Here is a 26,865-nt window from a genome sequence, read left to right on the forward strand (position 1 = left end):
GCACCCGAAAAAGAAAATGAAAAGAAAAATACTCATGCTTATCCTATGTTTTTACATAGGATTACAACAAAATACGGCTCAGGAAAATATCAAAACGATGTTTTACAATCTTTTGAATTTTCCTGAACTTTCTCTCGACCGATTGGACGAATTGGAAATTATTATCTCTGATTATCAACCCGATTTGTTTATGGTGTGTGAATTGAACGACGCGTTTGGCGCAGGTTTGATTCTCAACCGATTGCAAATGATCAATCCCAACTATGCGCAAGCAACTTATTTTAACAATACTTCCGACGATACTGGAAGTGATTCCAATTTGTTGCAGAATTTAATCTATTACGACAGTTCTAAATTTATTTTAGAAGGACAAGATATTATTACGACTTTTTTGCGCGATTTTAATCGCTATACTTTAAAATTGAATACCGTAAATCAGGCGACCAATCCGATTGTATTGGAAGTATTTGTGGGACATTTAAAAGCAGGAAACTCGGTTGATGATGAATTGCAACGCTTTTTAATGGCAGAAGAATTGGTCAATTATTTGGACAACTTAGACCCAAACAGCAAAGTCATTTTTGCAGGCGATTTGAACTTGTATACCAGCAATGATATTACTTTTCAAAAACTCACTGATCCTTTCAACGTGATTACACTGACCGATCCGATAAATCGTTTGGGCGATTGGCATACGAACAGTAGTTTTGTGGATGTTTTTACACAATCCACTCGTACGCAAGGCGGTTTGGGTGGCGCTTCTGGCGGATTTGACGATCGATTCGATTTTATCTTAACGTCAGAAAACATGTTGACCAATACTGATTTGTATTATGTCCCAAACTCCTACAAATCCTTTGGAAACAACTTGAATCCAAACTGCTTCAATAGTGCTATCAATACATCCGATTGTGCAGAAGTTCCAGGTTCTGGCGTGAGTTATTCGCCTGCATTGCGTACCGCATTGCACGATATGAGCGACCATTTGCCTGTAGTGATGGAATTGGAAACCAACGAACAATTACTCAGCACAAATCAATTTACAGCCAACAGTACTTTTCAGTTTGTTCGTGGAAATGTGGCTGATAGTCAATTGTCATTTGTGTTAAATTCTACCCAAACAAACCATGATTATGTGATTTATGACGTTTTAGCACGAAAATTGATTTCAGGAAAAGCGAAAAATAACGATATTACAACAGTAAATATCTCCGACCTACCGAAAGGTATTTACTATATAAAAATTGACAATTTTACAGAAACTAAAAAATTTATAAAAAAATAATTGAACACAATACGTACCCATTTCGAATTATACATCCTACTATTTTTGAGTGTCGCAGCTTTTGGACAGCATAAAAATACGGTTACAGCTACGCTTCAAACGCGAACCAATACACTCAATGTTGTTCAAAAAATTACCTACACGAACGAAGCAGGAACAGCACTTTCAGAAATTTATCTGAACGATTGGAGTCATGCCTTTTCGGGAAAAGATACGCCGTTAGCGAAACGCTTTGCGGAAGAATTTCACCGAAACTTTCACCTAGCGCCTGAGAAAAAGCGCGGTCGCACGATGGTGAATTATATTTCGATAAATGATGCTATTTTAGATTGGGAACGCTTGGACTATCAAGTTGATATTATCAAAGTAACACTTCCAGAACCGTTACAACCCAACGAATCCATTACGCTCGATTTGAATTATCAAGTGAAGCTGGCGTACGACGAGTTTACACGCTACGGATTTGCTAAAAATGGCGATTACAGTCTTCGATATTGGTATATGACACCAGCGGTTTACCGTGATGGTTGGAAATTGTATAGCCATAAAAATTTGGACGATTTATACACCGAACAAGCCAATCACAACATCACGCTGATTATTCCAGATACATTTGAAGTGATTTCGACTGCAGATTCCATGAAAAATGATGGAAATGGTTTGGTGCAATTTACTGCTAAAAAGGTGAAAGACGTTACCATTTTACTCCGTCAAAACTCACAATTTAAAACCTTTCAAACTGATAAAGTAAACATTACCACCAACCTAAATCCGTATGGTTTGGATGAAAAGCAACAAGCGATTGCTATTGACAAAGTGGTACAGTTCATTCATGAAAAATTGGGGGATTTTCCAAGAAAAAACATGATGATTTCTGAGATTGATAATAAAAAGAATCCCGTATACGGATTGGGACAATTGCCTTCTTTTATCAGACCGTTTACAGATGCTTTTCAATACGAAATCAAGATTTTAAAGGCGATTTTAGAGAAAAATTTGGAAGAATCGTTGTGGATGGACACGCGCACTGAAAAGTGGATTTTAGATGCTATTGAAATCTACCTGATGATGGGCTACGCGGAAACCTTCTATCCAAACATGAAATTGACTGGAGAATTGGCAAAAGTTTGGGGAATTCGCTCGTATGAGTTTGCCAAATTGGAATTTAACGACCAATATCCGTTTATGTTTATGTTGATGGCGCGTAAAAATATTGATCAACCGTTGAATACTTCCAAAGATTCGTTGACGAAATTCAACAACAATATCGCCAATAAATACAAAGCTGGTGTGGGATTAAAATATTTAAAATCTTACTTTGATGAAGCGGTGATTGACGATTTTGTGAAAGAGTTTTATGTGGAAAATCGCTTGCAGAAAGCTTCTCGAGACGATTTTGAAACTTTGCTCAAAGCCAAAGCTCCGAAAGATATCGATTGGTTTTTTAACAACTACGTAGATTCCAGAAAACGAATTGATTATAAAATCAAAAAAGTAGAAAAAGTAGACGATTCACTGAAAGTTACCATCAAAAATAAATACGATGCCAACTTCCCTATTTCACTTTTCGGAATTAAAAATGATTCGGTAGTTTCAAAATATTGGGTGACGGACGTCGGCAAAAAGAAAACCGTAACGATTCCTAGCGATAGCATTGACCGTTTGGTGTTGAATTATGATAAAATCATTCCAGAATTCAATCAGCGTGACAACTGGAAATCGCTCAACGGTTTCTTTGCGAATAATAAAAAATTGCGTTTTACCTTCTTTAAAGACGCTGAAAACCCGCATTACAATCAGATATTTTTTGTTCCTGTAGCGCGTTTTAACTTGTATGATGGTTTTACGCCTGGAATGCGTTTGTACAACAAAGTATTTTTGACCAAGCGCTTGTTATACGATTTAAAACCTTCGTACGGACTGCGCTCAAAACAATTGGTAGGTTCGGGAAGCGTTTCGTATCGTCATGATATTGAAAGCATTAACAGTGATTTGTATTTTATCAGTTTTACCGTAGGTGGAAATTATTTTAACTATGCGGAAGATTTGGCGTATACGCGTTTTGTGCCAAAAGTAACTTTCGGATTTAGAGATCCTGATTTCAGGTCGAATCAAAAGGAGTTTATCGATTTTCGTTATGTAATTGTACAAAGAGAGCAATCGGAAATTCCAACTTTAGCGACAGACAATGACGAACCTAATTACAGTGTGTTTAATGCGCGGTATGTGTATTCCAATCCAGATCCAATTCGTCACATGGTATGGTTTACGGATTTTCAAATCTCGAAGCGTTTTGCTAAAATTTCTTTCAATTTAGATTATAGAAAACTATTTCAAGACAATCGTCAATTAAATCTACGATTCTTTTTTGGGAAGTTTATTTTTAATGATACAAATTCTGACTTTTTTAGCTTTGCGCTAGATAGACCCACCGATTACCTTTTTGATTATAATTACTACGGGCGTTCGGAAGATACTGGGTTGTTCAGTCAGCAGATTATTGTGGCAGAAGGTGGATTTAAGTCCAAATTGCCAAATCCGTTCTCCAATGCTTGGTTGGCAACAGGAAACGCGAGTTACAGTATTTGGAAATGGATTGAAGGTTATGGCGATGTCGGATTTATCAAAGATAACGGCGTTAACACACGATTTGTGTACGACTCTGGAATTCGTTTAAACTTGGTACCAGATTTCTTTGAATTGTATTTTCCTGTCTACTCCAACAACGGTTGGGAAATTGCGCAGCCAGGTTTTGACCAACGCATCCGATTCATCGTAACATTGAGTCCAAAAACCTTGACGAAGTTGTTTACTAGGAAGTGGTTTTAAGTTTTTAGGTATCTCTTATAACTTAGAATACCCATATAAATTTTTCTCCAAGTAAAATTATTTCTTCTGAAGAAAAAAAATATAAGCAACTGAATTTCAGTACTTTACTTTCTTATTCTTTGCTTGCCCAAAGAAAAGAAACAAAAGAAAGGGCACTTTTCCAGAGGTGTTTTTGCTTTTTCTTTTAGGAGAAAAACCAAAACCGCATGAATTTTTCTAAATTTCTTCCATGGCTTCAGAAATTTTTAACGAAAAATCCCTGCTACACTGCGGAAAAGATAAAACTTCCATTATTTTTTATTTCAAGCTCACATTTATAAATTATCCCAACCAAACTTCTTTATCCTATCCATCTGTTAGGCTGAAATAATTTGCGATTATAGTTTCTAGATATCTTCTAACAAGATTCTTACTTCAAAACTTAAAGAAACTTTAGCTAAATAGGTCATCTAATTCGTTTTGAGAGATTTCTAAATCGTTGAAATCTGAGGGAGTTAGCAACGGATCTTCGCTTTTTTGAAGTTTGTTTATAAGTTCATTCAAATGATTTTTGAAAGCTTTCTCCAATAGTTGTATGGTCGCTTTTGAAATGACTTCTGTATCGTAATTCCATTGTAGCGTTAATACTTGCGAAACAATCATTGCATTGATTTCCAACGTTGCTGTTAGTTGGTTTTGCCTATCTGATTCTACTCCTGTGTCTTCTTGCTTTAGCGTAAAGAAATCGTTGGTAAGTTCGTTTCCAAATTGTCCCAAGTAATTGAATCGTACCGGAGTAATCGCAGTGTCTTTGTTATTGAGTTCATCTTTCAACAGTCCGTAACCGAGTCCGTGTTCTGGAATATTGTTTAGTGTTTCTTTGACTGATTGTAGATTTTGTACTAAGGTTCCCTGGATTTCAAAAACTACAGGATGCATCACCGTAAACCAGCCTACCGTTCGCGATACATCAACAGTATCAAGATGTCTTCCGTGATTTTCAAGTTCAATTTTTATTTGGGAAGTCTGACACCATTCTGCTATGGTTTTTGCCAATACCGTGTGTAGTATGGTTTGAATGTCTACCTTGTAATTGGCACTTTCTTTTAGCAACCAATGCGTAGTTTTTTGCTCAACTTTCATCACCATCTGTGCTACTTTTTCAATCGTACTTTCTGTATGTGTAGCAGTTATTGGTAACTGAAATGGCGTTTCTGCAATTGTTTTCCAATATGGAAGTTCTTGCGCGCGCTTTTCTTTGTTGTAATAGTTTTCAAGTGCATTTGTAAAATGCGAAAGTGACGCGGTTTTTTGCATCTGTTTTAGTGCTTTTCCAGCTTCGATTGTATGATAGATACGGTATAAATCCTCTAGAAGAATTCGCCATGAAATTCCATCTACAACCAAATGATGCGCTGTGATAAACAACAGTTGCTCGTCAGTTTCTTTTACGTTTAGTATTGCTGCTTTGATTAATAAACTACGCGTGATATCAAAAGTATTTTTGATTTTTGTGCAATATTCTGGCAGTTCTCTTGGTGTATTGATCGTGTATTCTTCTACATTACAATTGTGTTCTAAATGTTTTGTATTGAAGAATAATTTTCCACTAGCAGCAGCCATATTCAAACGAAGTCCGTCGTGTTGCGCAATCAGTTCTTGGAGTGTTTTTTGAAGTACTTTTTTATGTATAGGGCGATGTAATGTTAGTAATACAGATTGATTGTAAAAGCTTGGATTTGTAAAGTTTTGACTAAAAAACCATTTTTCGATAGCAGTATGTTCTTTGGTGCCTTTTAGAATTCCCTGTTCATACTGTGTTGTATTGCTTTCTTCTCTGTTTTGGTTGTTTTCTAGATAAAAAGCAAGTTCCGTTACGGTGCTGTATGTCAAAATTTCTTTAGGACTTACCTTGATATTTTCTTCGCGAAGTTTGGAAACAATTTGTGTTGCCTTGATAGAATCACCTCCAAATTCATAAAAATTGGATTGCAAATCAAATTCTGGCGCTTCCATAACCGTTCTGTAAACTGATCGTATTTTTTCGTTGAGCCTTGTTGAAACTACCTCAGCTTCCTGCGTGATTGCAGAGTGCTTTTGCACTTGTAATTTTTTTATATCTACTTTTCCATTTTTTGTTAAAGGAATAGTTTCAATCTCCACAAAATACTTCGGAATCATGTAATGTGGAATCTTATCGAGCAACCACGTTTTAAGCATGATATCATTGACATCACGAGCAATTTCCGCCTCTGTAATGTAATACGCGTAAAGTTCAATTACGCCTTTGTCATTAACGACCGTTGTTACTATTGCATCTTGTATTCCTTTGAACGATTTTAAGGCTAGTTTAATTTCCTCTATTTCTATACGATGACCATTAATTTTTACTTGTTGATCTCTTCTTCCGATATACTCAATGATTCCAGAAGGTTTTATTTTAGCCAAATCGCCAGAAGCATACATCAATTCACCTTCTTTATAAGGGTTTGAAACAAACTTTTCATCTGTCAGTTCGTTGTTATTTACATATCCCATACTGAGGCAATCTCCTCCTATAAAAATTTCACCAATGACTCCTTTCGGAACTGGTTTTTTAAATTCGTCGAGCACATATATTTTTGCATTGCTAATGGGCTTTCCAATAGGAACCGTTATTGTGTCTTTAAAAGGTTCAAATTGATGAATCATACAACCAACTGTTGCTTCCGTTGGTCCGTATTCATTGTAAATACTCACTTCGTGCTTACAAAGTTTAAGAAAATCACGTGCAATTTCAGGTGTTAGTTTTTCTCCACCTACTATAATCTTTTTAACGGATGAAGCTACTTGTATTTTATTATTTATCAGCACTTTCATGTGCGATGGTGTGAGTTTTACAATTTCTGATTTTTGTTCAGTAAATACGCTTTTTAACGGCATTTCGGCAGCATCATTATTGTATATCACTATTGTATTTCCTGTGATAAGTGGCAGAAAAATAGACGTCAATGTTAAATCGAAATCTATTGAGGTAAAAAACGGAAAGGCTAATGATTCGCCATTGAGATATTCCTCAGAAGCCCATTGCAAGTAGTTTACAATAGACTTATGTCCAACTTTTACACCTTTAGGGTTTCCTGTTGTTCCGGAAGTGTAAATAATATATGCTGCATCTTTTTGTGATAAAGGAAGTTCCTGAGTTGTTTCATGGTTGTACTCCATCACATTGCTAGTTGGCAATATACATTCGTAAGTTAGTGTTTCTAGTTCTTTCGCTTCACGACAAACTAAAAGTTTACTCTTACTATCATTAATTATATATTCTAATCGCTTTTGTGGAGTTTCTTCAGAAATCGGCAGATAGATTGCTCCTGCTTTTAAAATTCCCAGTATGCTATATAATAATTCAGTACTTTGTGGCAAGCTTACGGCAATAACATCTCCTTTGGTTATTTTCTTTTGACGAAGATATACTTTGAAATTTTCCGCTTTTTCGTTTAGCGTTTTAAATGTTACCGTTTCATGTTCTGTTTCAATAGCTACAGCATCTGGGTTTACAATCACTTGTTTTTCAAAAAGACTCAGCAACGTTTCTGTTTGTGAGTACTTTACTGCTGTATCATTGAATGTGTCAATACGATCTTTTAATTCTGCTGTGTTTAATAAAGATATTTCTGAAAATAAAACATGTTGATTTACGATTATTTGAGCTATTATTCGCTCTAAGTATACAGATACGTTTGATGCGATGTTTTCATCAAAGAGTGCGGTAGCATATTCCACTACGTATGACAAATGTGCGCCTTCTTCAAAAAATTCGAGCGAAAGATCAAATTTTGAATATCCAGCATCAAAAAAGCGCTGTGTCAATTGATATGTTGTTGTTTTTGCTTGTATTGCTGATGGAGAGAATAAAAACATGGTGTCAAATAGCGGATTCCTGCTTACATTTCTATTCGTATCGAGTTTGTCCACCAAAAGTGAATAAGGATATTCTTGGTTTTCCTGACAGTTCTTCAATAAAGCAACATCTCGTTGTAATGACGCCACAAAGTTTTCATTTTTGTCCGTTTGAGTAAGTACCGGAAGATTGTTTACAAACATTCCTAATACCTGTTGCAAGTCTTGATGTGTTCTTCCAGAAACTGGAATTCCGACAACAATTTCTGTTTGTCCGGTTAGTTTTGCCAGCAACCATTTGTAGATGCTAAACATTAGCATGTGCAGCGTAGCACCATTTTGCAAGGCTACTTGTTTTAATTGGTGACTTGTGGTTTCTGTAAACTGAAATTTTACTCTTTTACCCTTCGTGCTTAATAATGCAGGTCTTGGATGGTCGGTCGGTAATTCGAGGGTTGGAATTCCGTTTTCGAAGAGCTCCGTCCAAAATTTTTCTTGTGTATCGAAATTATTTTTTAAAATGTTATTTCGCTGCCAATACACATAATCTTTGTATGAAATAGGAAGTTCTTCTACAGCTAGTTCATTATAGATTTGATGAAATTCTTCCATGAATTTTTGCACCGAAAGTCCATCCATACTAATGTGATGAAAATCGAAAAAGAGTACTTTTTCATCTGTACCAGTATCTAACAGAGCGCATCGCATCAAGATATCTGATTCTAAATTGAACGGTTTTACTAGTTTTTTAATCGTTGCATCAACTTTGTTAGCTTCACATTCTAAAGACGCTACCGCAACCTCAACATGTTTCTGTATGGTGAACTTTGGAACATCAAATAACTGAAATGAACTTCGTAATACAGCATGTCTGGAAACGAGATTGTCGAGTGTTTTTTGTACTTTTTCTAGTATTAAATTTCCTTTAACAGTAAACGCTACTGGAAGATTGTAAGCTATGGAGGTTTTGTCTAGTTGCCATGCAAAAAATAATCGTTGCTGAGCCGATGATAGGTGATAGTATTTGTCTTCTTTTACTTTGACGATAGGTACATATTCTTTTTTGTTGAACTGACCAATTTTTTCAGCAAACGCTCGTATTGTTTGCACTTCATAAAGTGCTGTGAATGGAATTTCCTTTTCAAATGTGCTGTGAGCTTTCATGATGATTTCTGCAGCTTTTAAAGAGGTGCCTCCAATGTTAAAGAATTTATTAGTAACTCCTATTTGTTCATTATTGAGAACTTGTTTCCAGATTTCTAGTAATTTTTCTTCCGTTTCGTTTTGCGGAGAAATAATTTCAATAGTTTTTTTCTGATGTTCCTGTATGAGCGCTGCTAGTGTTGCTTCTGTTTTCTTGTAGTCTCCATTTATGTATTCTTGCAATAGCTTGAAACGTTGTAGTTTTCCACTGGTTGTTCTCGGAATGTTTTTAACTGGTAAAATACGGTCTATTGCAACACCAATTCTTAAATTTATATGTGCTTGAATCGTCAGTGCTGTTTCTACAAATTTTTCAGGTTTTCCTCTGTAGAAAACAAAAGCAATGGTTTGTTCTATCTGGGCAACAGGATTGAAAAAACCGACAATAGCTATTTTATTGAGTTCTATTTCTTCCAGTTCTTGCGCAATGCTTTCAATATCGTGTGGATAATAGTTTTGACCGTTGATGAAGATAATGTCTTTATATCTTCCTGTCATATACAGACATCCATCTTTTAAGAATCCGAGATCGCCTGTTTTTAACCATCCTTTTTGAATGACTTCATTGCTTTTCTTTGTATCATTATAATATCCTGCGGTTACATTTTCACCTTGTATAACAACGTGTCCAATGACTTCTTCTGCAACAGGATTGATCGTATTATCTACAATTGCTACATGACAATTGTCAATAGCCGTTCCTAGATTTACAAATGAGATTCCTTCGTTTTCTTCTGAAGTTGCTATTACTTTATCCCCAAAATTCAATGCATCTCTTCGTACTTGATATGAGATGATAGGATCTTCTAATTTGGAGATACTTACTGCCAAACTCGCTTCTGCCAAGCCGTACACTGGACACATTGCTTGTGACGCTAATCCGAAAGAAGTTGCCCATTCTAAAAAATCGTAGCATAATTGTTCGGATATTGGTTCTGCTCCATTGTATATTAACCGTACAGACGATAAGTCCCAGTTGTATTTTTCTGCTTCGCCACAGTGCTTCATGATGTATTTGTATCCAAAATTTGGAGAACAAAGTATGGTAGCATTGTGCTGTGAAGCCTTATCAAACCAAAGCGAAGGTCGACGCACAAAGAGATTTGTAGGAATTAAATACTGATGCATTCCACAAAAGAGTGGATTGAGATGAAAACCTATCAATCCCATATCATGTGTTAAAGGCATCCAACTCAACATTGCATCTGTTGACGTATACGCTGCTGCATTGGCAATAGCCTTTACATTGGTGATAAGGTTTTTGTGAGTTAACACAACTCCTTTTGGACTTCCAGTACTTCCTGAGGAAAACTGAATGAATCCTATGTCATCGGGTTGTGCATCTACTATGGTTCCTTCAATGTTTGCGTTTTGTATTTTGTCTACATTGATATGGTTTTTTTGGATTTTTTCATATATCGCTGTAAGTCCGTTTGCATGTGCATAGGTTTCTAAACCACGAAGTATTTTTTCTTCTGTTAGGAGATACGGTTTGTGCAATACTTCACATACGTTAAAGAATTTCTTTTTACGATCATCTTGATGACTTGGAGTTAATGGTACTGGAATGATTCCTCCTAAAATACACGCCCATAAGACCAATACAAAAGTTTTGTTATCGTCTATTTGAAGTACTAATTCTTCGCCTGGATTGAGTCCTTTTTGTTGCAAGAATCCCAAAATTTTCAGCGAGGAAGCATATAACGCTGCATACGAGAGAAAGTCTTCTTCATTGGCTCCACTGATAAATGTAATTCCAACATCATGGAGCGTACTTCTTTCTTTCAGAACTTCTATAAGGTTGTGTTTTTCCAATTTTTTGATGGTATTTTAGGTATGGTTTGTATTAAAGTTTTTCCAAACTTTTTTCTCTAATCACTACTGTAGATCTTCCTTCTCGCATTTCTACAATTTTATCGGCAACATCGTAATAGAAGTCATCGTGAGAAATGGCGATAATTAATTTTCCAGCGGCTTTCATTTCGCGAATTATCGTTCTGTAAAAGAATTGTCGGAATTCAGGATCTTGATCTGCTGCCCATTCGTCAAATAGTAGAATTGGAGAATCTTGTAAGTAACATTGCAATAATCCTAAACGTTTTCGTTGCCCTGAAGACAATTCGATAGTACTGAATTCATTATTCGTTAGGCTTACTTTTTCTTTTAATCCTAACTTATTCAAGAAGTATGCTATTTGTTCTTCTTTTCCTTCGGTATCTATTCCGTATAGTTTTTTGAATAGATATGGAGGATTGAATACTGTTGAGAAATATTCACTCATTTCTACGTTAGGAATCTCTTCCCCATTGATTGAAATTACGCCTGCGTCAGGTTTGTACAAGCCTGTCAAGATTTTAGCGAGTGTGGTTTTTCCACTTCCATTTCCGCCCGTAATGAATATCACTTCTCCTGCTTTTGCTTCAAATGTTACAGGACCAATTGAAAAGTTTTTTCGGTCTTTTTCATCTCCTTTATAGGTAAATTCTACATCTTTTACAGCCAAACTTTTTACTTCAGGAATTTCTAGAGATTCTAAATGTTTATCATCTTCCAAATCTGCTGGAATTTCTTTTAAAAAGTTCCGAATTCTGTCGTATGATACTTTTAATCGCATCACTTCAGGAATGGAATTGAGCACGCCATTGATAGGCCCAATTAAATAAAGTAGAATGATTACAAAGCTCATCAATGTATAAAAAGGAATATATGGAAACAACTTAGGAAGTCCCATAGACACCATTCCCAGTAATAGTAATAACAAAGATTCTCCTACTAAGAAACCATTGATGAATTTTACATCGGCAATGAAGTTTTTTTCTTTAAATCGATGCGCACTTTTGGATAAATCTTCTTCATATTCTCTTTTCTTTTTGTAATGTTGACTGATTTCCTTGAGTCCATCTACCAAAGCACTGATTAATCCCATAAATATATTGCGTTCATCACGAGCTTCTTCAAAGAAACGATGGGCACTTTTCCCTACGTACTGGTATAATACTGTTAATAAAATCATCACTATTAACACCAATCCTGTTGCCCATAATGAGATGGAAAAGAGATATACAAAAGCTCCTATGATGGTAATTGTACTCGTTATTAAGCTTACAAATAGTGAGGCGTATCGTCCCACAGAGTTTGTATCATCGTTGATTACGGTAAAAATTCGTCCGTTATCCATGGCTTCTAGCTTTTGGTAAGACGTTTTTAATACTTTAGATATTACCTTCATACGCATATCGTATACTAGGTTTACCGCCATTTTGGTGAGTCTTATTTGCACAAAACGTCTTCCAAAGAGGTAGATAGCCAACACCAGTCCGTAATAGAAAACTAAGTATTTTAGTTGAATATTGGTTTGCAATGCCGAAGTAATTAAAATAATCGCCATAACATTTGCTAGTCCTGAAATGATACTAAAAAGTAATATTTTCGGGATTCTGCTTTTGTAATAGTTTTCTTCTGGTAACAACATTCCTACCAAATACGCTACATAGGAAATACCGAATACACCTAGAATCATGTAGATTAACATTTCAAAGCTGCCTGGTGTCCAAACTAGCATGGAATCCCAATTGAATCCAGCCATTACTTCAGGAATGATATATATTCCAAGTAAAAATGGTATTGCCGCCAATACTGCTAAACAGAACTGTTTTATTTTTTTTCCATTGACCTTTGCAATGCTTCGCTTGCCTTTACTCCAGCCTAAAAATGCCATGATAATGTAAGCGAATACAATGAGTGTGTATACGGACAACGCGATAAAAAGCATAGAGAAGAAACCATCGCTATTGTCATCAACCATGACGTCGTTGTTGATTTCTTTGTTTAATACTACGTTCGTTAGCTGATTTGCCAATAAGGAAGTATAATTGCTATTGGTGTTCGTCAATACAGCAACACCAAATTTTTCATTTGGTCGTAAAATGATGTGCGAACTAAAGTTTGGGTTGATACCACTATGGAATATTTCGTTGTTTCCGCTCAACGATACTTCCCAACCTTGCGCATACGATAACAATCCGTGTGGTGCTACTGAAGTATCGCGTTGCTGCGTTTTTACAATTAAATCTGTCATTGACGATTCTTCAATTCCAAGTTGAAGTGCTAACCACGTTGCCATGTCATTAGCATCAGAGATGACATATCCAGCGGCATTGTTTCCTTTGTAGCGAGGTGCATCGTATTCTCTAGCACCAAAAAAGGCAGGTTTGTATCCTTGTGCCAAAAGAAGCGAATCTTTCGGAATGCCTATTGTTGTATTGGTTAAACCTAGTGGATTAAATACTTGTTCTGTAATGAACGACTCAAATGATTTATTTGTTATTTTCTGAGCAACGAGCGCCAACACATCATAATTGATAGTCGTATATTCGTACGTAGAACCTGGCTCGGAAGATAATTCTAGTCCTTGTAATTTTGCTACTGTTTGCGCTAGCGCATCTTTTGCTGTTGATGCTGGAATTTTTGAGATGGTTTCCCAAGGAATTCCACTGGTATGATGCAATAAGTGCTTAATTTTTATAGTTTGCTGCTTTCCATCGTATGTTACGCTAAAATCAGGTAAGTATTTTGATACCTCATCATCTAGGCTTAGTTTGCCTTCATCCACTAGTATTTGTATCGCTAATGCTGTAAAAGCTTTACTATTAGAAGCTAATTCAAAAAGGGTTTCTGGTGTTACCTTTCGCTGTTCGTCTACATCAGCAAAACCATAACTTTTTATCATGGTTTTCTCAGGACTTACAATGATGATACTAAGACCAGGAATGTCTCCTTCTTCCATAATGGTATTTACAACCTCATCAATTTTGTCACTGTCAATACGCACTTGTTCCTGTGACCAAAGTCCAGTATACGTAAAAAAGAGCAATAACATCAGTATTGCAGAAGTCATTTTTATAGGTTTTATCATTTTTGTTGTTTTTTTAAGATTTCAAAAGGATTGTGTTGGTGCTAAGTTTTAGTCTTTTATCAAAAAGATTCAACCTACGTTTATATATTTTCATGAGTGATTTCCACTGCGTTTTTTAGGTGTTTTTCAACGAATTGAAGCGCCGTTTTTTGCGCGTTTTGTTGTTTAAATAGATGACACATTCGGCTGACATTTTCTGTGATTTCGGTATCGTTTAGTACTTCTAAGAGTGTTTTGGATACGTACGATGCATGAATTTTTTCAACATCAATTATCTTCCCTAGATGATGGTGTTGTATGCGCAACGCATTGTCCATTTGATCACGTCCCATAGGAATGATGATTGTTGGAACACCATAGTAAATGGTTTCTTTAAGTGTTCCAAGTCCTCCATGAACCACAGCCAACGAGGCATGTTGTAATACTTCTTTTTGCGGTAACCAATCAAAAACAGTTACGCGCTCACTTGAAGAATGCTCTTTTAGAAATGCTACTTGATTTCCTCCTGTTGTAATGAATAAATGGTAATCGTCCATTTCTGGAGCTTGCATGCTTTTAACAGCTGTTTCAAAAACTTTCTGTGTTTTTTCAGGATATTTTTTGATTTGCGAGCCCATGCTTAAAAAGATTAACTTTTTACCTTTTGGGAGCAAACTGTCAATGTCAAAAGCTTCTTTGTTTGTTGCTTCCAAAATTCCTGGTCCTGCAAAACAAATCGCTTCATCTCGTTTTCGCTGGTGAATTTGTAATTCTTCAGGATATAAGAAAATAATCGGCGCATTTTTTACTGGCAAAGCAAGGTCAGCCAAACTACTTGCCGATTTATTTTTTTCGCGAATTAATGCTAATAATTTTTGAGGAGTATCGCCGCTTAATTGCATAAAACGATACACACAGGCATTGCCCAATAATTCTCTAACAATTGATTTTGTGTCTTTTGTTTTTTCTAAAAAGTACGAGCAATATGTTAGTAAAGGAATTTGATATTTATAGTGTAATATCAACCCTTCTAACACCATGAACGAGCTTTGTAATATTATTTTTGGGCGAAGTGCCTGCATGAATTCGTCAATCGCATCAGATACCAAGAAACCAAAGTGATCTTTTTTATGAGTTGCTTCGGTTTTGGATAAGGAAAACATATTGTAATACGCAAACCCTTTGCTTTCTACTATCGGACAATCTGCTTCCAATCCGGTGTAGACTACGGTGTAACCTTCGTCCCGCAATTGAGAAGCTATTAAAAGTGTTGGATAAATATGTCCGGCTTCGGAATCAATTAATAGTAATATGTCTGCTTTTGTAATGTTCATTTGTGTAAATTTTTATCTACCAAGTATCTGAATACGATTTTTTATGTGCGTTCCTCTACATTTATACAAGTAGGTCTATATTCCTAGCTTGTTGATAGTTCGCTTGTGTATTCTATAATTTTCTCTCCAAAGAGTCTTTCGGAAGAAATTCCGTTTTGACTACAGTACTCTAACAACTTGTTTGATTCAATAATTGGTTTGGATTCTTCCGTGTATTTGATAGAACTGATGTATTGAAGCCAAGGTTCGAGTCCCATCGCATATACAAATACATCTTTTGGCTGAAACGTGTCAATAAGTTCTCTTGCTTGCTCAAAGTCACAACCTGCTAATCTACGCGATTGGTCATTTTCTCTTGTCATTGGTTCAGGCAATAACGGTCCGTACAACCAAGATAATGGAGCACCGTGACATTCCATTCCCAAGAAAATGACATCAATGTTTCCTATCACATCTTTTATTCTTCTGTACAGGCTTGGAGATACATTACACGAATCAGCAGCAAATAGCATGCTCTTATCATCCTTAAATTTAACGTGATGACATAGTTTGCTTCGTACGTCTAAGTCACTGTGTTCTCCTAAGAATGGCAATCCAGTAATAGAGCAATCTTCAAAATCAATAGTTTCCATTTCTCCGAGTTCAATAATATTTTTGAAGCCTAGTTTTTTAAACATTAGTTTTAAACTTGGATCTTGTAGTGTGCCGCCACTGTTTTTAGGAATGACAATATTTTTAATTCTTGAACGAAGACGCAATAAGGTTTCAAGGAGAATATGATCTTGATGGTTGTGTGTAATTACGGCATAATCAATTGTTTCTGGAAGATCTTCATAAGTATATCGTGAAATGTCAGAATCGTATCCGTAACTGATGAGCGGATCGGCTAAAATGGTAGTATTTTTTGTTTCTACAAGAATACATGCGTGACCAAAATAACGCGTTAGAATTCCGTCGCCTTTGTATGGTTCGTACACTTTTGGAGCTTCTGTTGTAAAGAAACTGTCAAACAATTCTTGTTCATCAGCAGTTAGGTTGAATAACGATTTTATGTCTCCATAGCGTTGTGGTTCGCGCGCCATTTCAAAGAGTGTATCTATTTCTTTACTTTTTAAAGGCAAGTTAATTCTAAGCTTTCCTGGCGTTGGTAAAAACGGCGTACTCAATACAAAAGATCTTGAATCATCGTCTTGCACTAGGAATAAATTAAAACTTTGTAAATCTTCATTGTAAAATTCCGTTTCATACAAGAGCGATTCAAAGAAGCGAAAGGAAGCATTGTTGTTAATGTCATAAAACAACTCTACAAGTCCGTCCAAGTTTTTAGGAATTTTATCGTACAATCCGTCCAAAGAATAGCCGTTTTCTTTTTTTAACAATTCAAAAAGTGCTAAAATATCTTTTCTAAGCGTTAGTAGATTTGCACATTTATCTTTGGTGTTTTCTACCATACTTTTGATTTCATTGACTCTAGAAGCAGGATGATCTACAAACGGACCTCCTAACATTTTTGGGTTTTTAACCGCTTCTTCATGCAATTCAGGATATTTTAAGAAAGATTCCATAATGGTAAGATGTCTTCCGTAAATATTCATGGCTGAAGTTGCTGGTGAAATTAGATGCGACCACGCATACCAATTATCAAATAAAGGCTCAATTACTAAGTTTGATTTGATGTAAACTAAATCATTGTCTGAAAAGTTCATAATATTTTAATTTTAATGTGATTAATTATGTTATGTAATGAGGCGATTATCACCTCTGTTTGTTGTATGTATTTGAGTGAACAATTATGTACTACACTTGTTCGGTATATTCTTTTTCGAAATACGCTGTCATTAATTCGGCAATTTTGTAGACATTCGGAACTTCCATCATAGAAAAGTGATTTCCACGTACTTCGTTGATTACTGCCTGACTAAAGTATGTGCGAATGAGATTGTGATTTATTTCGGAATCAGAAGCTATAATGATAAGTGCAGGAATATCGAGTGGTTGTAGTTCGTAATTGTCTTTTACAGATTCTAGCGTTCGCATCGTGTTGATAGCTTGCAGAATTTTCATTTTACTATCCTTCGCACTATCGGGAAGAATATTTTTCATGTTGTACGGTATTTTTCTAAGAACTTGGTAAATATCCATGTTCTTAAAGTAATCTGAATCTACAAAAGATTGCCACACGCCATCTACATCACTGGTTTCTATCGTAGAAAGATTTTCTATATCAAAAAATTCCTGAATCGTCTTTACTTCTACTTCTGTTGAAAAGCTTCGGTGTTCGGTTTCGCCTCCAAATACTGTATCAATCAATACTAAAGAGGAGATAGATTCATTATTTTTTTGAAGTTGCTTTACCATTTCCGACAGTATAATTCCTCCAATACTCCAAGCAGCAAAATGATACGGGCCACTTTCTTGAATAGATTTTACTCTCTCAATGTAGGATGTCGCCAACGCTTCTGCCGTGGTGTTTTTTGGTCCTAAATGATCGCTTATATAGCTGATTCCGTAGCAATTAAATTTCTCTATTTCATTGACAAGATCCATATAACCGCTAATAGCGCCGCTACCGTCATGAATGATAAATAAGTTTTTGTCTTCTGTGCCTTCTTTTAAAAGAATTAAATCATCTCTTTGTATGATTTTAGGTCCTTCCATTTCTTGAATGATAAGTGCTTGACTTTTAATGGTTGGCGCATCAAATATGCCGTTTAGTGGAATTTCTCTACTGAATACTTTTTTGATTTCAGATATAAGATCAATAGCAATTAGAGAATGACCTCCAAGCTGGAAAAAGTCGCTATTTCGTTTGATTTCTGTTTGTTCTACAGACAAGATACCTGACCAAATTTCTATCAATTTTTCTTCAATTTGACTGATATCTTCTGAATCATTTTTATCTCCTTCTTCTGCCAATGTAATCAACGCTTCTTGGTCAATTTTTCCGTTGGCGGTGAGCGGAATCCTTTCTACAAATTCTATTTTAGGAATCATGTAGAACGGTAATTTTTCGGCAAGTTGATCGGTTACTTCTTTTTCTTTCAAATCTTCGGAAGCCACTACGTACGCCACAATTTGATATTCTGATAACTGATTTTTTATTTTGAGCACTGCACATTCACTGATGTCTGGCAGTTGATTTACGACAGTTTCAATTTCTTTCGGTTCTATACGATATCCACGAATGTTCACTTGATCATCCTTTCTTCCCATGAAGACAAGTGTTCCATCGCTTTGTTTTTTTCCATAATCGCCCGTTTTGTATAATACTTTGTTATAATCTGCCGTAGCGAAAGGATTGTCTATAAATTTTTCTTCAGTAAGTGCTTCGTTGTGAATATAGCCACTAGCCACACTCAATCCTGATAAGTAGATTTCTCCCATCATTTCTTCGCCCACAGGTTGCATCGCTTCATCGAGTACGTATACGTCTACGTTATCAATAGCTTTACCAATGGTAGCACCTGATTGCAATGATTTTATTCTTCTTTTATCAATATTATATGCAATAGTTCCTACGGTAGCTTCGGTAGGACCGTATTCGTTCACAAATGTGATAGGTGCTTTTTGAAGATATTCTTTCATCGTTTCTATATCTGGTTCTTCACCTCCTAAAACAACTAAGCGCAAATCAAACTCTGGAATATTTTCTTGGAAACCTGGCGTTTTAGACAACATTTTAAAATGTGAAGGTGTCAGTTTTAAGAACGTTACGGATGCGTTGGTTAGTAACGAAATCACTTCATCTGCATTGAAATGCTGATCTGGTTGTAGCAAATGCAGCGTTCCGCCAGATAATAAACTTCCCCAAACACTGGTATAACAAAGGTCATACGCAAAGGATGATAGTAAAATGGTTTCATCAGAAGCATCTACATCGTAGGCTTCTTTGAACCAATGTACATAATTGGACAATGCTCTGTTGGGAACGGCTACACCTTTAGGTTTTCCTGTGGTTCCAGAAGTATAAATTACATATACTAATTGTTCTGGTTCAACCGTTACCGCTTCTCGTTGTTCGGACTTGTTTGACCATATTGATTCATCCCAAGTAATGACATTTACAGAAAAATCATCTGCAAGGTCTGTAATAAGGTGTTTGGATTGACTATCGTTTAGGATGAATTGTACACGTTCTACGGGAATGTAAGGATCAACAGGTACATAGGTTGCACCTACCTTCATGATGCCGAGTGTCGCCACTAGCAAACTTTCAGGATTGGTTAAACGCAAACTGATTATATCACCTTTTTTAACGGCATGTTCTTCAGCTAAAAAGTTAGCAAACTTATTGGCAGCAGCATTTAATTCTTTGTATGATATTTGCTGACCTTTGTAGGTTAAAGCTGTATTTTCTGAATATTCATCTACCACTTTTTGGAACATGTTAATTACCGAAGTGTTGTACACGGTAGCCATTTTAGAACCGCTTTGCATGGCTGTCAAACGTTTGTTTTTATCCTTTTCTGAGAGTAAATCCATATTTGAAATTTTAGAGTTTTTGTTGTTGATTATTTGTTGAATGGTGTGTTGTAAATAATTTGTAAATGTTTCTATTTTCTTTTTGCTGAATAGTGTTTTGTTAAAGATGAAACTAAACTTCATGCTTTCTGGATAGGCAAAAACGAATAATTCCAAGTCTACCTTTGCACTGATGTAGTTTGTTTTTACGGGGTTTATTTCTAAATCGGTAGTAATTCCTGTGTTGCTACCCGTACCTGCTTCATTGAATGTGAAAATGGTATCAAATAGCGGATTTCTTCCGGTTTCTCTAGATAGCTTGAGCTCTTCTAGCAATTTATCGTATTGGTACAATTGATGCTGCATGCATGTGATGACATGTTGTTGCATGTATTGCAAGAATTCTGTAAATGTTCCATCTGCTGGCAGCGTACTTTTTACAGGAAGTATGTTTAAGAATATTCCAACCAATTGTTCCAAGTCAGCATTGAATCTTCCTGCACTTGGAGTTCCAACCACTATCGTATCTTGCTTACACAGATTGCTTAAAAATGTATGATATATAGTAAACATCAGCGTGAATAGCGTAACGCCTTCGTCGCTAGCAATTTGTCGAAGTTGTTGAGCCATTTCATCGCTAATTTCAAAATCGACTTTAGCTCCTTCTTTCATGCCATTTGCTGGTCGCTCATAATCGTAAGGTAAATTGAGCAGTGGAATTTCACCACTGTATTCTTCTAACCAAAATTCACGATCCTTTTCTGAACCTACTCCTGTTTTGTAATTGCTGAGCCATGTTGCGTAGTCTTTGTATTGAAGCGATAAAGGAAGTGGTGTTCTTTTTTGATAAAACTGCCAAAAGTCTTTTAATAATATTTCCTGTGAATGACCGTCATTCACAATATGATGCACATCAATAAGTAGTAACTTTTTTCCAGAATCTACCTGTACAAAACCAATTCGAATTGGATATTCCGTTTCCAAGTCAAAAGGGCGAATAAAGCGTTCGTAATTGGAAGCAATATTTTCTTCTTTCCAATTGAGAATTTCTATTTCAAAATCGTCCACAGTCCTAATTTTCTGCATCACTTGTTTTTCTACGATATGAAATGTAGTTCGCAAGCTTTCATGTCGCGCAACAATCTTCTTAAATACCGACATCAAAAATTCAGTATCAGTAGTTCCTGAAACCTCATATATCTGCGGCATGTTGTAGTTGGTCGCTGTTTTGTCTAACTGATATAAAAAGAACATTCTGCGTTGTGCAGGCGAGACCGGATAGTATTCACGTGCTGCCGCTTTTGGTATAATCAGTGGCAGCGACGTTTCGCTTTTGCCCAGTATTTGTACTAAAGACGCTACGGTTGGATTGTCAAACACTTCATCAATAGAAAGATGAACACTGAGTTCTTTTTCAATGGTATTTACCAACATCATTGCTTTGAGCGATTGTCCTCCTAGTTCAAAAAAGTTGCTTTCTGGATGAATGGTTTCCGCATCAATTTCTAATACTTTTGCAAAAATTTGTATAAGTTGCTTTTCGCTGTCGCTAATAGGTCCTACCTGTGTTTGACTTTCTGGTTTTGGTAATTTTTTATAGTCTATTTTACCGTTTGATGTTAACGGAATTTGTAGTATCAATCTATAATTTGACGGAATCATATACGCAGGTAGCACTTGTGTCAATTGTTCCGTAACTTCTGCTATTAAAGCCGCCAGATTTGCGTCGTCTGTTTTAGATGACACCATATACGCGTTCAATGTTTGCGATGCTTCATCTAAAGTGACAACGGCATCTTCAACAGCGGGTACTAATCGTATGTTTTGTGCAATTTCTTGTAATTCTACACGATAGCCTCTAATTTTTACTTGGGCATCTCTTCTTCCTAAAAATAGTATGTTTCCATCAGGCATCCAACGTGCTAAATCGCCCGTTTTGTAGAGCTTTCCATAAATTCCAGTATCAAACGGATTTGCGATAAAATTTGATGCTGTTAGTTCGTTTCTTTTCAGGTAACCGCGAGCTACTTGAATTCCCGAAACACATAATTCTCCAATACAACCAATTGGACATATTTCTCCTTTACTATCAAGAATGTATGCTTTGGTTCCTTGTAATGGTTGTCCAATCGTAATTCCCCATTCTTGTACAGGAGTTGCACTGTACGTACTGCACACTGTATTTTCTGTAGGTCCGTACGCATTAATGATTTGCACGCCATTTTCAATGAAAGATGTTGCCAAATCTGCCGTTAATGGCTCACCTGCTGAAACAACTACTCTGAGCGCGTGCGTTTTTTCTTTTAAGAATGATAAATACGAAGGTGGAAGCGTTACACAGTTTATTTGATGCTTGTCTAATAGTTGATGAATTTTTTCTACCGATTTAATTTCCGCCTCAGCTGCCATGACCAACGTTGCTCCTGATAAAAGCGTGCTAAATACTTCCCAAGCAAAGGCATCAAAAGAGAACGAAGCAAATTGCAATACACGGTCTTTAGACTGCATTCCTGCAAGCTTTGCATGATTGACAGACATGTTGAACAATCCTTTGTGCTCGCCCATGACTCCTTTGGGTTTTCCTGTAGAACCCGATGTAAATATTACATAGCAGAGTTGCTGTGGACGAATGACAGGAAGTGATTTTTTTTCTGAAAGGCTTTGCTTTTGTGTTGCTGTCAAACAATTTTCAATGGTTAAGATATTGGCCGTTGTAGCGTGTATTTCTTTGGAATGTTTTGATACGATGATATGTTTAGCTTCTGTATCATCCAACATAAATTGTATTCTATTTTCTGGCAATGCCATATCAATAGGCACATACGCACCACCCGCTTTTAAGATTCCCAATACCGCCACCAAAAGATTGACAGATCGTGGCATGTATACCGCGATGAATTCTTCTTCAGCAATGCCTTTTTCTACTAAAGTTAAGGCTAGTGCATCCGATTTTTCGTCCAGTTCTCGATACGAACATTCATCAGAACCAAATATAACAGCCGTGTGTGCTGGTTGCAAGCTTACCTGTTCTTTAAAAGCTGTTAAGAACGTTTTTTCAGGTATCGATGCAGTACTTTCTGGGTTGAAATCGTGCAGTATTTGATGCTTTTCCGTTTCAGAAATGATACGTAATTCATCGATGCGTATGTGTTTATTTTTTACAACTTCATCAATGATTCTTTGAATGTATGTTCCAAATCGTTGAATGGTAGCTTCTGAGAATAATTCAATATCGTATTCAAATCCGATATTGATTCCATTTGAAAATTCTGAAGCAATTAGCGTGATGTCAAATTTGGCATCGTTTCTTTTGTTGTCGTAGCCTTCAAAATCTAGTCCTTCAAATTTTACTTCTGTTCCGCCAAAACTGTCATACGTAAACGATACATCAAACAGTGGATTTCTTCCTTCACTGCGTTTAATTTTTAAATCTTCTACCAACTGATCATACGGATATGCTTGATGGTCAAAACAACGCAGTGTTCGCTGAGAGACGTTTTTGAGCAATGCTATAAACGGTAATTCGCCAGCAACTTCGTTTTTCACTGGCAAGGTGTTTACAAACATTCCTATCATGTCTTCCAACTCCATATGTTCTCTACCGCGCACTGGCACTCCGATAACCACATTGCTTTGATCGGATAGTTTTGAAAGCAATACGTTGAAAACCGTCAACAGTGTCATGAACAAACTTGTATTGGCTTCTTTGGCGATTTTATTCATCGCGATGGTTTGCGCTTCGTTAATCACAAATCCGTACGACGCTCCGTGTCCTTTTTTGCGCTTCGGACGTTTAAAATCGAGCGGAAGTTCTGGAGTTTCTATTTGGTTAAAAATTTTCAACCAGAAATCGCGATCGTTCTCAAGTGCATTTTCTTTATCTTTTTGAGCCAACCATTCTGCGTAATCTTTAAATTGATATTTTAAATCGGGAAGTGATCCGCCTTCATATAAAATTTTAAAATCGCGCACTAAAATTCCGTTAGAAATTCCGTCACCAATGATATGATGCATGTCAAAAATCATGATATGCTCTTCTTCCTGTAACGCTATGATGCTGATTCTGATTAACGAATCTTTTTCAAGATTGAAAGGAGTAATGGTTTTTTTGATAATCGCTTCCACATCTTCTTCACTATCAGCCTGATGTTGTGCAATCGTAAAGTCGAAAGTATCTCGAATTTTCCATACAGGTTCGCCATCTTTCAAGAAAAAATTACTGCGCAATATTTCGTGTTGCCTCAATAAAGTATCAACAACTTGATATATTTTTTGAATATCCAATGCTCCTTTAATCTTGTAGATTTGCGGCATGTTGTATGTTGTTGTGTCCTTATTTAGCTGATACACAAAAAATAGACGTCTTTGTGCAGGCGTTGCAGGATACGTTTCTTTTGATGCGGCTTTCGGAATTGCTTCAGTTTTGTGCGTATGTTCTGCCAGATTCAGATAGGTTAACAATTCTTGCTTTTGCGCTTTGATTTTGCTGACCAAATCTTGTGTTAAATTATCTTTAGGATCATACACTTCTAACTGATCGCCTTTTACGACCAGTGAAATTTGTAATTCTTTAAGTTCGCTTAGTAATTTTTCCATTTTTGTTATTGATTAAAAAAGGAATTCTTTTTTTAGGTTTAAATTGTCATTTTGGCTTCGCCTTGTGTACCTTCTTCTGGTGTTGAAGAAACTTCTGCTACTAGAATGACTTTTGCCAATTCTCGTATTACTGGAACTTCGAAGAATGTTTCGAGCTTTATTTTTACATCGAATTCTTGTTTGATTTTGTTTTGAAGCGTAATTACTTTGATAGAATCACCTCCAAGCATAAAGAAGTTTTCCGTAACACCTATTACATCTTCATCAATTTTGAGCAGTTCTGACCAAAAAGAAATTAATGTTTCTTCAATCTTGTTAGATGGCGGCTCGTAGCTGTTCACTTCTTCGAACTCCATTTCCTTTAGCGCTTGTTTATCCACCTTATTATTGGCTGTCAGTGGAAATGCTTCTAAAGAAACATAATGTCTTGGAATCATGTAATCTGGTAAGCTCAATCTCAAATGATTAACGAGTTCTTCCGTGCTAATTGTTTCCGAAGTGGATGCTTTTACAAAAGCGATTAATCGTTCTATATCATTGATAATAACTACTAGTACCACAGCTTCGATAATGTTTGGATGCTTTTCAAGTTGGCGATTGATTTCTCCAAGTTCTATACGATAACCGCGTAGTTTTATCTGACTGTCTTCTCTACCTAGGTATTCTATGTTTCCATTTGCATCCCAACGGGCTACATCGCCCGTGCGGTAGAGTTTTCCTGCTCCATACGGATTGTTGGTGTATTTTTCATTGGTTAATGCCTCGTTGTGCAAGTAGCCTTTGCTTACTTGTACTCCGCCAATACATAATTCACCTTTGACGCCTGGTGCTACCAAATCGCCCCATCGGTCTAAGACTAGTACTTGACTTGAGCGTAAACTCGTTCCTAAAGCTAAACGATCTGATATTTCACTACCTGGCTCATATAACTTGCTTGTTACAAAGATGGTTCCTTCCGTTGGTCCGTAGAAGACATAAATCTTTGCCTGTGGGAATAACGATTGCATCTGGTGTAACAGTGCATTTGGAACTACATCACCTCCAACATACAACTCCGTCATCTTTGCGTATGCTTCTTTTGTGTTGGTTTGTGCTATATGATCCAATACAGCACGCATCAATGCTGGTACGGCGTGAAAACTAGTACTTTCTTGTAAAGCACTTTCTAACGTTTCCATATCGCGTACTTCTTCGTTTCTTAAAAGGATACTTGTTCCACCTTTGAGTAGTGGACTCAACAGTTCAAAGAAGAAGATGTCAAATCCGTGAGAGGATAAGACTGGTTGTACGCGATTCGCACCAAATTCGTCCTCAATGCCTTTTAGATACCCTAGTAAGTTGCCATGACTTACACATACACCTTTTGGTTTTCCGGTACTTCCTGAGGTGTAGATGATATACAAGGTAGCATCTAGTGGAATAGTTTCTTTAGCTGTTTGTACTTCTTCTACCTCTGACGATGCTTCTATTACTGCTGACAAACGTGCTACTTGCGTATTTTCTATGTTGATAGCTGTATCACTTTCTACGATGAGTAAACGACTGTTACTGTCTTTTGCAATGTAAGCAAGACGCTCTTCTGGGTGAATTTTATCTACAGGAACATACACACAACCCAATCGCGCTAGTGCTAAAAATAGTACGACCATTTCCATACTGCGGTCACTGTATAACACTACAGTATCGCCTTGTTTTAATCCGTAATGTGAAGATAAATAGGCACTTACTTTTCCCGATTGATTCCACAATGCTGTATAGCTCATGCTTTGTCCGTCAACATCGCGCAACGCTTCTTTGTCTTTGTAGCGATTAAAAATTGCTTCTAGGTATAGTTCTAGACTTGTGTCTGCTTCTAGAGAAAACTCATTCTTTGGAAGTAAAACGTTTTGATTTTCTTCCGTCATATGTTTCAGCTCTCCTACTTTCTTAGCACCATTACTGATACTTTGTAGTACATTTTGTAGATGACGTATAATCATATCTATGTACTCTCTTGGAAATGCCTCTTTGTTGTAGTCTAACTTAAAGTGTAGCCTATCTCCTGTATGAGAAACTGCAATAGTCAATGCATAGTTGGTATATTCTTTAGTTTGAAAATTCTCAGCTTGTAATGAAGATTGATTGAATGTATCTTTATCCATCGGATGATTCTCAAAAACAATCAAACTGTCAAAGAGTGCTTCACTTACGCCCATTGCCTCTTGTATCATACTCAGCGATACATGACTGTATTGTTCTCTTCCTTTGGAATGTCCTGCTTGTAAGGCTGACAACCAATCGCCTAAATCGCTATCACGAGCTACTCCGATACTTACAGGCAAGGTGTTGATGTACAAGCCTACTTCCTGCTCTACCGATCCTACTGACCAATCTCTTCCTGAAACTGTTGCGCCAAAGACAAC

The 26,865-nt window shown here is 36.5% G+C and carries 8 protein-coding genes; 2 read left to right on the plus strand and 6 right to left on the minus strand.

What is annotated here, in order from left to right; translation table 11 throughout:
- Positions 1-16: 16 nt before the first annotated feature.
- Complete coding sequence (locus C8N46_RS19735; RefSeq protein WP_108116843.1) at positions 17-1,285, plus strand: T9SS type A sorting domain-containing protein; 1,269 nt, start codon at positions 17-19, stop codon at positions 1,283-1,285.
- Positions 1,286-1,330: 45 nt separating this feature from the next.
- The gene (locus C8N46_RS19740; RefSeq protein ID WP_108116844.1) at positions 1,331-4,114 is read left to right on the plus strand and encodes a gluzincin family metallopeptidase; all 2,784 of its coding nucleotides are present in this window, start codon (positions 1,331-1,333) and stop codon (positions 4,112-4,114) included.
- 432 nt (positions 4,115-4,546) lie between these two features.
- On the opposite strand, the gene C8N46_RS19745 is transcribed toward C8N46_RS19740, so the two are convergent.
- The 6 genes from C8N46_RS19745 to C8N46_RS19770 all read right to left on the minus strand — a co-directional run.
- Complete coding sequence (locus C8N46_RS19745; RefSeq protein ID WP_108116845.1) at positions 4,547-10,993, minus strand: non-ribosomal peptide synthetase; 6,447 nt, start codon at positions 10,991-10,993, stop codon at positions 4,547-4,549.
- 31 nt (positions 10,994-11,024) lie between these two features.
- Positions 11,025-14,093 carry a cyclic peptide export ABC transporter gene (locus C8N46_RS19750; RefSeq protein WP_108116846.1) on the minus strand — a complete coding sequence of 1,023 codons (3,069 nt, stop codon included), beginning with the start codon at positions 14,091-14,093 and terminating at the stop codon, positions 11,025-11,027.
- A gap of 80 nt (positions 14,094-14,173) precedes the next feature.
- Positions 14,174-15,406, minus strand: coding sequence for a glycosyltransferase (locus C8N46_RS19755; RefSeq protein WP_108116847.1), 1,233 nt, complete (start codon positions 15,404-15,406; stop codon positions 14,174-14,176).
- 83 nt (positions 15,407-15,489) lie between these two features.
- Entirely contained in the window at positions 15,490-17,112 is a 1,623-nt protein-coding gene (locus C8N46_RS19760) for an MBL fold metallo-hydrolase (protein WP_108116848.1), read from the minus strand.
- A gap of 91 nt (positions 17,113-17,203) precedes the next feature.
- The gene (locus tag C8N46_RS19765) at positions 17,204-24,463 is read right to left on the minus strand and encodes a non-ribosomal peptide synthetase (RefSeq protein WP_108116849.1); all 7,260 of its coding nucleotides are present in this window, start codon (positions 24,461-24,463) and stop codon (positions 17,204-17,206) included.
- A gap of 38 nt (positions 24,464-24,501) precedes the next feature.
- A partial coding sequence (locus C8N46_RS19770) for a non-ribosomal peptide synthetase (protein ID WP_146169908.1) occupies positions 24,502-26,865 on the minus strand: 2,364 nt, incomplete at its 5' end.

Origin of the sequence: Kordia periserrulae (assembly GCF_003054265.1) — a bacterium.
GTDB classification, from domain to species: Bacteria; Bacteroidota; Bacteroidia; order Flavobacteriales; family Flavobacteriaceae; genus Kordia; species Kordia periserrulae.